The organism is Pseudoalteromonas sp. N1230-9, from assembly GCF_032716425.1.
Lineage (GTDB): Bacteria > Pseudomonadota > Gammaproteobacteria > Enterobacterales > Alteromonadaceae > Pseudoalteromonas.
In genome coordinates, this window is record NZ_CP090420.1 from 638,320 (window position 1) to 653,581 (window position 15,262).

Below are 15,262 nucleotides of genomic sequence, written 5' to 3' on the forward strand. Positions count from 1 at the left end.
GCCTTTGGCGCAGCTGATGCAGTTGTTAGCTGCACATGGAGTCCCAAGGTGTTTTTTAAGAAAAAGAGCAAAGAGCAAGCTAAAGAGCTACAGCCTCTAGGCAAGAAAGCAATATTTTGGGGAGCTAGTGACAGAATGGTTTGTTGCGAGGGCATTGATTGTGAGGTGAACGAGTTTAATGTCACTTCTAACCCTAAACTAAGTGAAATAGGCTACGTTTGCACTCTGGAGATTAGTGCGCCTAATGAATCTCAAGGAGTTCTCATTCATTGCTTTTACAGTGGTCATTGGTCCTTCGCAGTTAGCCCTTCGGACGAAGATTCTGAGGAATTGCCTGCATGGCATATAGAACGTACTTGGGGTAAAACAAACTCTCATTCTGAAACACTTGAAATTTACTGCCCAAACAATTCAAGAGTTGAGGTCATTAGCAGAATAGAGTAAGCGCAGCTAACAAGGCCGTTAAACAAAGGACACAAAACAGCAGGCTGTGCTCCTTCGTCGCAAATTTTAGTCTGCTATTTTGTGCCGCTTAGCTTAGCGTTACTGAATTTCAGTCCTAAATCGAAAATGTCCATCAACGGGTTTTAAATATAACTCAGCTTTTGCCATTTAACGATTTAGAGCTAATAGGTTAAGGTCGCTTATGAGCCATCTAGGAGCACAACAAAACCATCAATAAATCTGGTATTCACCTTTAGGTTTATTGCTGTACATGAACGACTCGAGTTCCGACTTAAGTACTTCGACGATATCGGTTGTAAACGGTGTTCTTATTTCGCCAGAGTCTAAATACCTCAGTAAATCAACTTCATGTTTAATAGCTGACTGAATTGAGTAAGTAATAGGGTAGGTGACTTTAAACTGTTGATGTGAGATGACGTTATCAGGGTTTTCTATGTCAACGTAGAAGGTTAACTGTTCATTTTCTTCACAAATATCACTGCAAGTACCATGGTCTCGAATGTAATCCATGACTATATTTTTAATGAAAATATCGAACTCATTCATATTAATCCCTCAATATTTGCCCATCCATTGGGTACAACTAAAATCTAGCAAAGAATAATAAATCTAGCCAACGCTATTTTGCAGATTTTTGGTTAACCCTCTCTGAATAAGGGTTAATAAAATAGTAGAAGGAGTAATTAATTCAGCTCTTTACAGTAGTTTTTTATGAGGGTTTAGATAGAACATCTTCTTCCATCCTTGGGTTTCATTTGTCATTAACCAAGGAAGTGGTAGCAGAGATAAAATTGAATAGTGAACGTGTGACGGTTTACCAATTGCGTTACCAGAATTACCTAATGTGCCGATGGTATCACCTATTTTAACAAGGCTCCCACTCGCGACTGAAAGGCTATCTAGGTGAGAGAAGTAATGAATACGCCACTTTGGCCCTAAAATAGCAATAGCCTTACCACCCTTGTTGAAATGACCCGAAAAAACAACAATACCAGAGCTTGCAGCAGAAACGGTGGTTCCCTTCTTGCCAAATATATCAATACCTTTATGTACAACAGAAGAGCCCCAAGGCTCGAACCAAAAAGTTTCATGGTTCCAATCATTCGGTGTCGCTCCTTCAACAGGAATAATGGTTTTTTCTGGTATCAACATACCAATTAAGATTATCAAGCCTAAAGTAAGGAAACTATATTTTATGTATTTCATTGTCTTATCCATGACATATTTTTAATTAAAGCTGACCCATTAAACTCATTAATAGTCTAAAAAACAATACAAAACAACGCCACCTGTTGTTTGGAACACTCCGGCTCATAATGAGGAGGGAATTTTATGTACTTTAGAGTGAATTTTATCTTTAGTTTAAAGCGTGAGCCGTAAAAGGGAAGAAAGTGCTTCAAGCTATGATGAAGCACTGTTGATGAATCGATTAATTTGTAGATTAAATAATAACGTGGGGAGCGAGCTTATTAACTACGCGCCTAATTCAGCTCTTACGATTTCAGCACCTTGACTAAGTGCACTTAGTTTAGCCGTAGCTACATCTCTTGAAAGTGGTGCCATACCGCAGTTGGTGCAGGGGTAAAGCTTGTCAGCGTCTACATATTTGAGAGCTTCGCGCAACGTTGCAGCCACTTCATCGGGTGTTTCAATATCAGTGGTTGCCACATCAATTGCACCAACCATTACTTTTTTACCGCGAATAAGTTCAAGCAGTTCAATAGGTACGCGAGAGTTGTGACACTCCAGCGAAATAATATCGATATTCGATTTTTGTAGTTTTGGAAACACTTCTTCGTATTGACGCCATTCATTCCCAAGCGTTTGTTTCCAATCAGTGTTTGCTTTGATGCCATAGCCGTAGCAAATGTGTACGGCTGTTTCACATTTTAAGCCTTCGATTGCTCTTTCTAGGCACTTAATGCCCCAGTCATTTACATCATCAAAAAATACATTAAACGCAGGCTCATCAAATTGGATAATATCAACGCCCGCGGCTTCGAGCTCTTTGGCTTCTTGATTGAGTATTTTGGCAAATTCCCATGCCAGCTTTTCTCGGCTTTGATAGTGCGCGTCATACAAGGTGTCTATCATGGTCATAGGGCCTGGCAGTGCCCATTTTATTGGTTGTTTGGTTTGTGAACGTAAAAATTTAGCGTCTTCAACAAACACTGACTTGCTGCGTGATACCGGCCCAACGACGCTTGGCACACTTGCTTCGTAGCGATTGCGAATAGTAACTGTTTTACGGTTTTCAAAGTCAACACCATTCAAATGTTCAATAAAGGTGGTTACAAAGTGTTGGCGTGTTTGCTCACCGTCGCTGACAATATCAACGCCAGCCTGTTGTTGCTCTTGCAGGGCTACACGTAGTGCATCTTGTTTGCCATCAATAAGCTCTGCACCTTGTAACTTCCATGGCGACCATAGAGTTTCGGGTTCAGCGAGCCAAGAAGGTTTTGGTAAGCTGCCCGCTGTCGATGTTGGTAATAATTTTTTCATGTTAACTCTCATTAAATCGCGTAGTTAGCCGACCACTGTTCCAAAACTGATTGATAAGGCTTAATAAAGTGCTGTTCAGTAAACTTACCTTGAGCAATGGCAAGTTGGCTACGTTCTTCGCGGTCATAAACTATCTGTGTGATAGAGTGATCGGCATTTCGTAAATTTGGTTGATACTTGCTACCCGCTACGGCGTTTGCGTTATAGATCTCCGGTCGATAAATCTTTTGGAATGTTTCCATGGTACTGATTGTGCTGATTAGCTCTAAATTAGTGTAATCATTCAATAAGTCACCAAAGAAATAGAATGCTAAAGGTGCAACGCTGTTTGGTGGCATAAAGTAACGAACTTGTAAGCCCATCTTTTTGAAATACTGTTCTGTGAGTGACGATTCATTAGGTTGATACTCGACACCTAAAACAGGGTGGTGATTTTCAGTACGGTGATATGTTTTATTGTCAGAAACGCTTAGGCAAATAACCGGAGGCTTTTTGAAGTGCTGTTTATAAGTTTCTGAATCAATAAAGTATTTAAATAACTTACCGTGTAGATCGCCAAAGTTATCTGGAATGCTAAATTCTTCTCTGCTTTTATTGTGATCAAGTAATAACACACTAAAATCATAATCACGGACATATGATGAGAAGTTGTTACCAACAATTCCCTCAATACGTTCATTGGTTTTATGGTCAATGATGTTGGTCTTTAAAACTTCAATTGAAGGAAACGCTTCACCACCACCAGCAATATCTAAATCAACTGAGACAATTTCAAGCTCAACAGAATAGCGGTTGCCTTGTGGATTATCCCAACTTGCCAGTGCATTGAAACGGTTATCTATCATTTTTAATGCATTACGTAAGTTTTGCTGGCGACTTTCGCCACGTGCTAGGTTAGCGAAGTTAGTGGTAATACGGGTGCTGTTTGACGGATGGTAATTTTCGTCAAGACGAATACTCTTAATTGTAAATGAGAAATTGTGTTTCATGGCAATGTACCTAATGTCCTGAGATAAATGATTGCTGCTCACCTTCCTTTAATTGCTAGGTCATTAACCTTGAGGTGGCTTGGGTATCTATTTATACGTGCCCAGCACCATGAAGAAAAACGTTTTTATTTCAGGTAAAACATGAATTTGATTCATACCTAAATGGAGGAATTAGTTTATTGAGCAGCAAAGAGAGGATAATATCTGAAAAAACATTTTTAAATGTCTAGATGGCTAGATGTTTTTAACGGTGTTGTAATTTTTTCATATAAAACGTGAGTAATATTCACCACTTATCATTGGCTTCATAGTCATTTGTGCTGCTTTTAGTTGTTATACTCAGCTCCCAACAAATAACAAAGACAAGTAAAATGAATGAATTAATCGTGTTAATACTAGCCTGCGCGATACTCGGCAGTGGTGTTGGCTTTTTGGCAGGGCTCTTGGGGATCGGTGGTGGCTTAGTGATCGTGCCGATATTAAGTATGATACTGCTGCATTTTCAGATTTTACCAGCGGAACAAGTTGTGCTGGTGGCTATTGCAACATCGCTCGCATCAATCCTTTTTACTTCAACGTCATCAGCTATTGCCCATCATAAAAATGGCAATGTGCCTTGGCAATTAGCTCCTTGGGTTATGACAGGAGTTGCATTAGGCGCACTGATAAGTGGCTTCTTAGCAGCATTATTACCGCAAGATGTGGTACGAATTGTCTTTGCAGTAAGTGTGGTGCTTATTGCATTGAAAATGATTTTTGGCAGTAAAAATGATGCCCAAACAACTCGCGCATTACCGAATAAAGGGCTTTTAACGCTTTATACAACAATTACGGGCGGTTTATCTGCCATGATAGGCATTGGTGGTGGTGCCGTGTTAGTACCGTTACTCACGTTTTTCTCGGTCGATATGAAAAAAGCCATTGGTTGCGCCTCGGCGTGCGGTATTGTTATTGCACTATTTGGCTCAGTGGGTTACATCAGTTCGGGCAGTCAGTACTTTACGTTAAAAGAGGGCTTTGCTGGTTTTGTTTATTTACCAGCTTTGTTCGGTATTGTGTGTACTTCGTGGTTTACCGCGCCATTAGGTGCAAAAGCAACGCATCACTTGCCAGTATCCACAGTTAAAAAAGTGTTTGCTGCGCTTTTAATCATTATGGCTATTAATATGTTATTGCGTTAATTCGATACTATTCGAGTATCGAAAGTTAAACTTTCATGTTTTCAAGAAGCAGCAGCTACGCTGCTTTTTTTATTTACAGTAGGAGCGATTTATTTAGAAACGGAGATAGTGCTTGCACTATTGATATAACAAAAATATTATATAACAAAATTGTTATGGAGTGAGCCGTGAACATTCTATTCCTTTGTACAGAAAACTCAGCACGCTCAATTATGGCTGAAGCATTACTTAAACATCATGGTAAAGATAAGTTTGAAGTACACAGTGCGGGTACTCAGCCATCAGTAGTTGATGAACGCACTTTGGCTGCAATAGCGCATTTTGGTTTAAATACCGATGGTTTTTATTCAAAGCATATTAATGAGTTTTTGCATACACACTTTGATTATGTCATTACCTTATGTGATGACGCTGCAAAAGAATGTGCCAACCGAGTCGATGGTAATCACTGCCTTGCGTGGGATTTTGCAGATCCTAAAACTCGCTCCGAACCTCACGCATTCGAAAAAACCTTGCAAGAGATCAATGAGCGAATTAAACAGTTTGTGCAATCCCATAAAAAAGAAAAACCAGCATCGATTTCGCCAACCACATTTTATAAAGCGCTTGCAGATGATATTCGTTTAAAAAGCTTATTACTTATCGCCGTTGAGCAAGAGGTTTGCGTGTGTGAATTAATGACGGCACTTAATGAGCAAAGCCAACCAAAGGTTTCAAGGCATTTAGCGCAGCTGAAAAAGCAGGGCATTTTGTCGGATAGAAAACACCAGCAGTGGGTGTTTTACTCTTTAAATCCGACCTTACCAATATGGATGAAACAAACAATTACCTCGACCGTGGTAAACGAACCAAATTTCATAGAAAACGAGTTAGCAAGGCTAAATGCGATGGGAGATGATCGCCCAACCCGTGTTGCTCGCTGTTGTAATTAAACAAAGCGGTTTACTGTTAACTGTCGGCAAACCCTGTAAAACAAGTTAGACAATTTCAAAAAGTAGGAGCTTAACAATGGCAATTAAAGTAGGCATTAATGGTTTTGGCCGTATGGGTCGTTTATCGCTAAGAGCAGCGTTTGCATGGGACGACGTTGAGTTTGTGCAAATTAATGACCCTGCGGGCGATGCAGCAACACTGGCTCACTTACTAAAATATGATTCGGTACACGGTATTTGGCCTCATGAGGTTGAAAGTAACGAAAATGCTGTGATCATCGATGGCCATGAAATTAACGTCACACAAAATAAAGCAATTGCAGACACAGATTGGTCTGGTTGCGATATCGTTATTGAAGCCTCTGGCGTGATGAAAAAAACCGAATTACTGCAAGCCTACCTTGATCAAGGTGTGAAAAAAGTTGTTGTAACTGCCCCTGTAAAAGAAGACGGCGTGCTGAATATAGTGATGGGTGTAAATGATGATTTATACGATGTACAGCAGCACGATATTGTTACAGCAGCATCATGCACTACCAACTGTTTAGCACCTGTGGTTAAAGTACTGCAAGAAAAAATTGGTATCAAACATGGTTCAATGACCACTATTCACGATATCACTAATACGCAAACTATCTTAGATGCGCCCCATAAAGATTTACGCCGTGCTCGCGCATGTGGCATGAGCTTAATTCCAACTACAACCGGCTCAGCAACGGCGATTACACATATTTTCCCTGAACTTAAAGGCAAATTAAACGGCCACGCGGTTCGTGTTCCTTTAGCAAATGCATCAATCACTGACTGTGTGTTTGAGGTGACAAAGCCAACTACTGCTGAGCAAATTAATCAGTGGATGCAAGAAGCCGCAGAAGGCGAGCTAAAAGGTATTTTAGGGTATGAAGAAAAGCCACTTGTTTCTATTGATTACAAAACCGACCCACGCTCAAGCATTGTTGATGCGCTATCAACCATGGTTGTCAACGAGACGCAAGTTAAGCTGTATGTTTGGTACGATAACGAATGGGGTTATGCAAACCGCACTGCCGAACTTGCCCGTAAAGTTGCACGATCACTACAAGGTTAAAAGCAATGACGCGTTTGGCTAATCTTCCCGCTGATATAAAGCAGTACTTAATTGTTACCGGGAATTACTGGGCATTTACGCTAACAGATGGCGCATTGAGAATGTTGGTGGTACTGCATTTTCATGCGCTTGGCTACTCGCCTTTGAGCATTGCCGTGCTGTTTTTGTTTTATGAGATTTTTGGTGTTGTCACTAACTTAGTGGGCGGTTATTTAGGCGCAAGGCTTGGTTTAAACAAAACCATGAACATTGGCCTTGCTATACAGGTTGTAGCCTTGTTCATGTTGGCAGTCCCTCCTGAATGGCTGAGTGTTGCCTATGTGATGTTAGCGCAGGCGCTGTCGGGGATTGCCAAAGACCTCAATAAAATGAGCGCTAAAAGCTCAATCAAAATGCTGGTTGCCAGTGGCCAAGAAGGCACCTTGTTTAAATGGGTAGCGATACTAACAGGCTCTAAAAACGCCTTAAAAGGTGTGGGCTTCTTTTTAGGTGGCTTACTACTGACATTAATGTCGTTTAAAGGCGCAATGCTAACCATGGCTGCCATTTTGCTGGTGGTGTGGTGTTTTAGTATTTATGCACTTAAAAATGATTTAGGCAAAGCTAAAAACAAACCTAAGTTTAACGAGATATTTTCAAAAAGTAGTTCAATCAATATCTTGTCAGCCGCAAGGTTGTTTTTGTTTGGTGCGCGTGATGTTTGGTTTGTAGTTGCACTTCCGGTGTTTTTATCACAAGCCTTTGGTTGGGATCATTGGACCGTGGGGGCTTTTATAGCTGCGTGGATCATAGGTTATGGGGTAGTGCAATCTTTTGCACCTAAAATCATTAAGCTTAATAAGCAAACATCACCAAGCGCAGAAACAGTTAAGTGGGCATCATTGCTTGCTTTAGTCACCTTAGCCATTGCCCTTGCTATTGGTTTTGACTGGGCAGTAAAACCAATGCTGATAGGCGGACTGATGTTGTTCGGCGTGGTCTTCGCGATTAACTCATCTTTGCACAGCTACTTAATTGTTAGCATGGCTGATGCCGATGGCGTATCACTGGATGTCGGTTTTTACTATATGGCCAATGCCATGGGACGCTTAATTGGTACTGTGTTGTCGGGCTTAGTGTTTCAGCTTTATGGCTTAGCAGCCTGTTTGGCTATCTCACTGTTATTTATTGTTATTACTGCCCTTATTTCGACTAAATTGCCAAAACAAATTTAGTTAAACCTAAACACGCCCTACAAAGGTAAGCATGCTTTCTTGCTTACCTTATTTTCTTAAATTATTTTGCAAAAATATTTGACCTGTCTACAGCTTTACACTTCATACTTATTGTATTCAAAAGCCTTATAGGCCTATTTCATCATGTATTTAATTTCAGAGTTAGCAGCAAAACTTGGTTTGTCGCGCACGGCTGTGTTGTATTACGAGAAGCTTAAAATCATTCAAGGGCGCCGGCTTGCAAATGGGTATCGCTATTACAGCGAGGCTGATTTACAACGCTTGGTTTTGATACAGCAGTTACAAAGCGCGGGGTTAACCTTAAAAGAATGTCAGAGCTGTCTAGATGTAGAGCTAGATAAAGCTATTTTGCAACAGCGCTTAGCACAACTTGAAGATGAAATTACCGCTAAGTTACAAGCCAAAGATTTGTTATTAAGCTTGCTTGGCGAACGCTCTCAAAAACACTTACATGATGAGCTAAATAAGCGTGCGCCAAGTGCACATTTAAATTGGTTGTTAAAGCAAGGATACACAGAAAAAGAGGCATTGCGGCTTCGTTGGTTATCAAAAGATATGAGTGATCATGAAAGCTACATGCACGATTTTATGACTGTGTTTGAGCCATTAGAGCGATGGGGACCTGGTAGCAAAGAAGCCACGTTAAAAGCTATTGCTGCTGTTCCTAACAATGCCAAACAAATTTTAGAAATTGGCTGTGGTAAAGGCTCATCAACATTACTAATCGCCAAGCAAACTGATGCCAAGATCACAGCTTTAGATAATGAGTCATCGGCACTTGCTTATTTACAGGAGCGATTGCACAAAGAGCAATTGGCTGAGCGTGTGTCTTTGACGTGCGCATCGATGACTGCACTGCCTTTTAAAGCAAATTCATTCGATGTTATTTGGGCTGAAGGGTGCGTGTATGTCATGGGGGTGCAAAGCGCATTATCAAGCTGGAAACAGTTTCTTCGCCGTGATGGGGTAATTGTGGTCAGTGATTTAGTTTGGCTTAACAGTCAGCCTGAAATGGCGGTTAAAGAGTACTGGCAAGCGAATTACCCAGATATGCAATCAATCGAAAGTCGCGTTGCTTTATTTGATGAGCTTGGCTATGAGCTTATAGGGCTGTTTTCGCTGGATCAGCAAGCTTGGCAAAACTATTGGCAACCACTCAAGGCGCGCCTTGCTGAGTTACCGCCATCGATAAGTGAGTCTCAAGCTGTAAAAGACATACAAACAGAAATTGCTCTTTACGAAAATGAGACTGGGCAAAACTTTACTTATCACTATTTTATTTTAAAACTTAAGGAGTCTAAGTGAATTTTTCAATTTACGAACAGAGCCAAAAAAGCGACATTATTGCGCTTTACTTGGCAACATTTAGTGCGTCTGAGTCAAAACAAGAAGGCGAGCAAGTTGCTCGTTTAGTCACTGACTTTTTAGCTGAGCCATATCCATCAACTGATTTATATGTGTTTGTCGCGACAGATGAGCAACGGATCGTGGGCGCTATTGTGCTGTCGCGTTTACAGTTTGCGCACGCTAAAGAGGTGTTTTTACTCTCACCTGTTGCAGTGGCAACGGATTGTCAGGGACAAGGCATAGGACAAAAGCTGATCCAATTTGGCTGCGATAAGTTATCTGAACAAAAGGTCAGCCTAGTGATGACCTATGGTGATATCAACTTTTATGGAAAAGTCGGGTTTTCCGTTGTGAGTGAAGAAATTATTCAAGCACCTCATAACTTATCTTACCCAAAAGGTTGGCTTGCTAAACCGGTTTTAGATGACGAAATTTTGCCAATTACTGGTAAGCCAAGTTGCCTAAAACCACTCGATAATCCACAGCTTTGGTAAACACTATGCAAACACTATCACTGATAGAATTAGGCATGCGACCTTTCTTTCAACAACAGTTGAGTTTAGGTGAGCTAGAAAACGGCCATTTAGGGCGTGTTGTTGAGCATCACAAAACAGAGGTCGTATTGCTTGGCGAGCAGGGCACGGTGCGATTTGCTTTAACACCGAGTCTTGAACAAATTTGTGTAGGTGACTGGGTGGTATTTGATGATTCGCGTATTTTACGGGTACTAGAAAGAGCTTCAATCATTAAGCGCAAGGCAGCAGGCTCTAAACATGAGTTTCAATTAATCGCAGCGAATATTGATACCGTGTTTATTGTTACATCGCTTAATGATGACTTTAGCTTAAATAGGATAGAGCGATATTTAGCCTTGGTTAAAAATGCCCACATTGAGCCTGTGGTAGTGTTAACTAAAGCTGATACTTGCCCAGACGTTGAAAAGTACTGTCAGCAAGTGCAAAACCTCGACTCTCTTTTGAGTGTTATTGCTATTAATGCGTTAAAAGAAGAGGGCTGTGACTTACTTACACCTTATTGTCGAAAGGGGCAAACGCTCGCATTTATGGGCTCATCTGGAGTAGGTAAATCGACCATTGTTAATGCACTACTTGGTTCCGATGAATTAAAAACAGCAGGTATTCGTGAACAAGATAGCAAAGGCCGCCATACAACAACCTTTAGATCGATTAAAGGGTTGCCTAATGGTGCGTTATTGATGGACACACCGGGTATGCGAGAATTGCAATTAAGTGATTCAAAGCAAGGTATTGAACGTGCATTTGAAGATGTTGAGCTACTCGCAAGTACCTGTCGATTTAAAGATTGCCAACACCAAACAGAGCCGGGCTGCGCTGTTATTAAAGCAATTGAAATGAGCTCATTATCAACAAGACGCTTAGAAAATTACCGTAAGTTGTTAGCTGAAAATGAGCGCAACAATGCCACCATGGCTGAAAAGCGCGCCAAGCAGCGCGCGTTTTCAAAAATGGTTAATACTGTTCAAAAGCAAAATAGGTCAATTAAAAAGACTCAAGAGTGACCGCTAGTTGGTTATTGCTAAGCGTGTTTTTGCAACGAAAACAATGAGCCAAATAGCAACAACGGTTTCTAGCCAAATTAATACATGCATTGCGGTTGTCATAACGTTATCGCTATCAACCGCATAATGCAGTACCGATAACATGTTCATCACAGCATAAAGATAGAGCAGCCACATGGCGTGTTTAATGCGTTGCTTAGCTAAACAGAGCAGCGCATATAAGCCAACAAAAGTCATGATAAACCAAAAGTAGTCGACCACGTTTGCTGCAAGCCAGTCAGGTTCAGGATAGTGCTCAAAATACATAATATTGTGCACATAATGTAAAATACTGGCGATAAAGTTCGCTAGTACAATAAAGAGTAAACGAGCATGTTGTTTAAATAGTACTGCTTTGTTTTGCATTATGAGTCTCATTTAACGCGGTTAATATGTCATGCCAAATTGCTTGATTATGTTTTCTGAAATAGCCAAAGTGGCCTACTTTTTCAGCGGGTAATTGTGCAGATTGATAACGCTTAAAAGCAATAGGGTGTTTGCTGGTTACATTGCGCCAAAAGTTATGCACATTTTGCTCGGTACAGATTTCATCGTCGTCGGCGGTAAAGACATAGGTCGGAATATCAAAGTTTTTATAGGTACCTTCGGCAATCGATTTACCGTAAAACTTATTTGAGAAAAACAACTGCTTTTCTCTACACCACGCCGACCATTCACGAGTAAAGCCAACGGGTAAGTCTTCCATAAAATTCATTTTTTTAGCGGGCACGTATTTAAATAATGCCCCCGTAATCGGCGAAAATAAACGAAAGAAGAAGTTAGCTTTAATACGGTAACCGGTTGGCATATAACCAAAGTATCCGGCAGAAACAGCAACAGCAACAAGAGCATCAAGCTTTTGGTAATTGGCAGCTAAACCTATTTGCTGACCGCCAGCACTATGACCAACGCAATAAAGTGGCAGAGTAGGATTGATGCTTTTAGCTTTATCAATCATGGCTGGCATATCAAAGCGGCCAATATCTGAATATTGATAACTACAGCCTTTTAACTGGCTTGTTTTCGATTCGCAAAAGCCCCGGTAATTCCAAACAACCACATCGAAACCTTGGCTGACTAAGAACTCCGCAAACGGTAAATAGTAGGTGGTTTTTGTTGCTGTACCTGGGTTTAATAGCACCGTTGCTTTAGGGTTGTTGGCCGCAAAATGAGTGCCATTTAAAGTGACGTTATCGGCTGTTGTAGCACTAATCGATGTATTCATTTTTTTATTAGTATTGATAGAAGAATGAGTTGAGCATAAACTGTGGAGCTTACTCTACAGTCAAGCGTATTTTTATGAAAACCAAGCAAGTCACGCAATTAACCGGCCTCACAAAAGACACCATTCGTTTTTATGAAAAAGAGCAGTTGATCCCACCACCTTCAAGAGATGTGAATGGCTATCGCATTTATAGTGAGAAAACAGTTGAGCAGCTCAACATGATCACAATGGCTAAAAACCTAGGTTTCACTTTAAAAGAGATCAAAGAACTCACGCAGCTACTTGGCAAAAACAATTTAACTCAGCAGGCTATGGCCGCCAAATTGATTGAAAAAAGTAAAGAAATAGACGCCAAAATCGCTGAGCTGACGAACATAAAAGCCTTAATCGACCATGCTTTAAAAGGCATGTGTGAGTATAAAGATAAGTTAAGCTAATCACGTTTTGGCATATAACTAGCTTTAAATAAGATAGTTTTTAATTGGTCTTTATTGCTGGAGCTAGACAAATTATTCAATGTAAAAGTAATTAATTCTACGCGATATAAAATCGTTACTACAATTTTGCTAACTTGCTACAAACTCACTTTTAAGCCATGCGATCAATTGTTGAATGCTAGTATGTTTTAATTTGTCAGCTTTGCAGGCATAGAAAAATGACTGCTGCGGATGGATTACTGCACTGCCTAGCTGCACTAATTCGCCATATTCGAGCTTTTCTAAAACAAATTGCTTATGGGTAACCAGTAGGCCAAGTTCTCTCGTTACAGCTTGCAATGCTTGAGCTGTGGTTTCAAAAGAACGGTTTTTTTGTGCTTTAGGGCAGGCAATGTGGTTATGCTCAGCCCAAATCTGCCAGTTATTATTTCTGCGGGCATTGAGTACCTGAATGGCTGGAAAGCGGTTTAATAGTTCATTGATGTTGTTTGTAGGTTCTGACTTTATTAATGTAGGGCTGCAAACTAAAACAAGTTCATCATCTGCTAACTTCTCACAGTGGTACTTTTGCCAATTTTGCGGATCGCCCTGAAAAATAGCCATGTCGATGTTGCGCCTTTCGAGATCAACATCACCAACAAAGTTTGATAAGCGAATATCTAGCTCAGCATAGCAATTTTGTAGCTTATCAACTCGTGGTATCCACCAATGTAATGCCAAAGAATTCACCATGTTGAGTGAAATTGAATGATGCTCTTTGTCTTTATTTTTAACTTCTTCGCTTGCCGAAATGATGGCCTGAACGGCGGGCGAAACGCGCTGATAATATAGTTTTCCAGCATCATTTAAATACACTTGTCTACCAACTCTATCGAATAGTTTTACCTCAAGCTGTTGTTCAAGAGACTTGATTGCTTGGCTGATAGCCGAGTGACTAACGTGAATTGAATCTGCGGCTTTAACCATGCTGCCAGTCTCTGCAACGGCAATGAAACTGTATAAGGATTTGAGTGGGATATTGTGTTTCATATGTTAGTTTTTCTTACATATTAATGCGATTTTATTCGCTTTTTATAATTTCAGCAAAGCGTATCGTTACTATTATCTACTCGCTTTATAAGCAATCTAAATGAATATTAGTCACCGCTCTAGTGCGTTAATGCTGTTATCTACCCTCACTCTAGCACTGAATGGACTGGTTACCCAGCTGTTAACCCCCATGCTGCCAATTATTTTACTGTTGTTTTTAAGGTTGCTCTTACCAGGTTGCTTAATGTTAGCAACGGCGCGAATGCGGTTTTGGCATTATGTTAGTTTTTCTACATTAAAAAATGTGATGCTACGCGCTGTTTTTATCACCTTGTGCCAAGGTTTTTTTATTTTGGCGCTTTACAAACTTACGCTAATCGAGGCTGTGGTACTTTTTAGCACAGGGCCTTTGTTTATTCCCTTACTCGAATACTTAATTTTCAAGCGAGAAATCGACTTATTTGTCGTGCCGACTTTGTTGTTAATGATGATAGGGTTGATCATTCAAAGTATGACCGAGCAAGGGTTTTTATTACGCTGGGAGCTACTGATAGGCTTGGCTGCAGGCTTTTTTAATGCGTGTTCACAAGTATGTTTATTTCAGATAAGCAAAGAGAAAACACCTATTTTAGTTGCTAATGGACTTTGTTTCTTGATGGCCTCATTACTCAGTGTTGTGTTATTTGCTTTACCTGTAATAGCGAACGAATTGATATTTGATTTTGCTGTGCCTGAAGATATTTTTAGTAATAAAACTACATGGGTGATTGTTGGCTTACTGGTCTTAATGGCGACTTTTAGTAGTGCAACACAGTATTTCAGAAGTACAGCCTATAAACTTGTATCAACAGGCTCTGAACTTGCTCCCTTAATTTATACTTCAGTGGTATTTTCTTACTTGTTACAACTTACAGTTTTAAACAACCCTGTAAATGGTCAGCAATTGCTTGGCATCAGTTTTATTGTTGCAGCCTGCTTAATGCAAACCCATCGCAATCGAAGTTGATGCGAGAGTTCAACAATAGTTTCAGTCTTTTTGTTATTTGCATATAGATAATAGTTCGTCAGGTTGGAAAAATGCCAAGGCTTATTAAAAGCCTTCAGAAGTAGAAATTAAATTAGGTATATGGGTAAGCTACAAGCAGAAGTGTCCTAGAGTTTAGCTGTTCTGAGTTTATAAAGGTTGAGCACAGAAAAGACTAAAAGTAGCAAAGGCATGCTAATTTTAGAAATTAATGATATTTGTCATAGACC

17 protein-coding genes are annotated in these 15,262 nt (G+C 40.3%); 10 read left to right on the plus strand and 7 right to left on the minus strand.

Annotated elements, in window-relative coordinates; genetic code table 11:
- Window positions 1-48 precede the first annotated feature (48 nt).
- Window positions 49-444 carry a hypothetical protein gene (locus LY624_RS20160; protein ID WP_341804486.1) on the plus strand — a complete coding sequence of 132 codons (396 nt, stop codon included), beginning with the start codon at window positions 49-51 and terminating at the stop codon, window positions 442-444.
- A gap of 231 nt (window positions 445-675) precedes the next feature.
- Here the strand turns inward: LY624_RS20160 and LY624_RS20165 are convergent, their stop codons facing one another.
- The 4 genes from LY624_RS20165 to LY624_RS20180 form a co-directional block, all read right to left on the minus strand.
- Window positions 676-1,011 carry a hypothetical protein gene (locus LY624_RS20165; protein WP_130151903.1) on the minus strand — a complete coding sequence of 112 codons (336 nt, stop codon included), beginning with the start codon at window positions 1,009-1,011 and terminating at the stop codon, window positions 676-678.
- Between the two features lie 150 nt (window positions 1,012-1,161).
- Entirely contained in the window at window positions 1,162-1,671 is a 510-nt protein-coding gene (locus LY624_RS20170; RefSeq protein ID WP_341804487.1) for a M23 family metallopeptidase, read from the minus strand.
- A 267-nt stretch (window positions 1,672-1,938) separates the two neighbouring features.
- On the minus strand, window positions 1,939-2,967 hold the full coding sequence (locus LY624_RS20175) for a methionine synthase (RefSeq protein WP_341804488.1): 1,029 nt from the start codon (window positions 2,965-2,967) through the stop codon (window positions 1,939-1,941).
- Between the two features lie 11 nt (window positions 2,968-2,978).
- Window positions 2,979-3,956, minus strand: coding sequence for a DUF1852 domain-containing protein (locus tag LY624_RS20180; protein ID WP_341804489.1), 978 nt, complete (start codon window positions 3,954-3,956; stop codon window positions 2,979-2,981).
- Between the two features lie 371 nt (window positions 3,957-4,327).
- Here LY624_RS20180 and LY624_RS20185 point away from each other — a divergent pair, with 371 nt between their 5' ends.
- The 7 genes from LY624_RS20185 to rsgA all read left to right on the plus strand — a co-directional run bounded on the left by LY624_RS20185 (window position 4,328) and on the right by rsgA (window position 11,278).
- Complete coding sequence (locus LY624_RS20185; RefSeq protein WP_341804490.1) at window positions 4,328-5,137, plus strand: sulfite exporter TauE/SafE family protein; 810 nt, start codon at window positions 4,328-4,330, stop codon at window positions 5,135-5,137.
- 212 nt (window positions 5,138-5,349) lie between these two features.
- On the plus strand, window positions 5,350-6,069 hold the full coding sequence (locus LY624_RS20190) for a metalloregulator ArsR/SmtB family transcription factor (protein WP_341804887.1): 720 nt from the start codon (window positions 5,350-5,352) through the stop codon (window positions 6,067-6,069).
- Between the two features lie 76 nt (window positions 6,070-6,145).
- Window positions 6,146-7,156, plus strand: coding sequence for an ArsJ-associated glyceraldehyde-3-phosphate dehydrogenase (locus tag LY624_RS20195; protein WP_341804491.1), 1,011 nt, complete (start codon window positions 6,146-6,148; stop codon window positions 7,154-7,156).
- 5 nt (window positions 7,157-7,161) lie between these two features.
- Window positions 7,162-8,370 carry an organoarsenical effux MFS transporter ArsJ gene (gene arsJ, locus LY624_RS20200; RefSeq protein ID WP_341804492.1) on the plus strand — a complete coding sequence of 403 codons (1,209 nt, stop codon included), beginning with the start codon at window positions 7,162-7,164 and terminating at the stop codon, window positions 8,368-8,370.
- Between the two features lie 144 nt (window positions 8,371-8,514).
- The gene (locus tag LY624_RS20205; RefSeq protein ID WP_341804493.1) at window positions 8,515-9,696 is read left to right on the plus strand and encodes a MerR family transcriptional regulator; all 1,182 of its coding nucleotides are present in this window, start codon (window positions 8,515-8,517) and stop codon (window positions 9,694-9,696) included.
- Window positions 9,693-10,232 carry a GNAT family N-acetyltransferase gene (locus tag LY624_RS20210; protein WP_130151894.1) on the plus strand — a complete coding sequence of 180 codons (540 nt, stop codon included), beginning with the start codon at window positions 9,693-9,695 and terminating at the stop codon, window positions 10,230-10,232. Before LY624_RS20205 ends, LY624_RS20210 begins: the two co-directional genes overlap by 4 nt.
- Window positions 10,233-10,237: 5 nt before the next feature.
- On the plus strand, window positions 10,238-11,278 hold the full coding sequence (gene rsgA, locus LY624_RS20215) for a ribosome small subunit-dependent GTPase A (protein WP_341804494.1): 1,041 nt from the start codon (window positions 10,238-10,240) through the stop codon (window positions 11,276-11,278).
- 3 nt (window positions 11,279-11,281) lie between these two features.
- Here rsgA and LY624_RS20220 read toward each other — a convergent pair whose 3' ends face one another.
- Both LY624_RS20220 and LY624_RS20225 read right to left on the minus strand, forming a co-directional pair.
- On the minus strand, window positions 11,282-11,683 hold the full coding sequence (locus tag LY624_RS20220; protein ID WP_341804495.1) for a hypothetical protein: 402 nt from the start codon (window positions 11,681-11,683) through the stop codon (window positions 11,282-11,284).
- On the minus strand, window positions 11,658-12,542 hold the full coding sequence (locus tag LY624_RS20225; protein ID WP_341804496.1) for an alpha/beta hydrolase family protein: 885 nt from the start codon (window positions 12,540-12,542) through the stop codon (window positions 11,658-11,660). Before LY624_RS20225 ends, LY624_RS20220 begins: the two co-directional genes overlap by 26 nt.
- A 74-nt stretch (window positions 12,543-12,616) precedes the next feature.
- Here LY624_RS20225 and LY624_RS20230 point away from each other — a divergent pair, with 74 nt between their 5' ends.
- Complete coding sequence (locus LY624_RS20230; RefSeq protein ID WP_341804497.1) at window positions 12,617-12,979, plus strand: MerR family transcriptional regulator; 363 nt, start codon at window positions 12,617-12,619, stop codon at window positions 12,977-12,979.
- A gap of 129 nt (window positions 12,980-13,108) precedes the next feature.
- Here the strand turns inward: LY624_RS20230 and LY624_RS20235 are convergent, their stop codons facing one another.
- Window positions 13,109-14,008, minus strand: coding sequence for a LysR family transcriptional regulator (locus LY624_RS20235; RefSeq protein ID WP_341804498.1), 900 nt, complete (start codon window positions 14,006-14,008; stop codon window positions 13,109-13,111).
- A 100-nt stretch (window positions 14,009-14,108) separates the two neighbouring features.
- Between LY624_RS20235 and LY624_RS20240 the strand changes: the two genes are divergently transcribed.
- Window positions 14,109-15,014, plus strand: a complete 906-nt coding sequence (locus LY624_RS20240) for a DMT family transporter (RefSeq protein ID WP_341804499.1) — start codon at window positions 14,109-14,111, stop codon at window positions 15,012-15,014.
- Window positions 15,015-15,262: the final 248 nt, after the last annotated feature.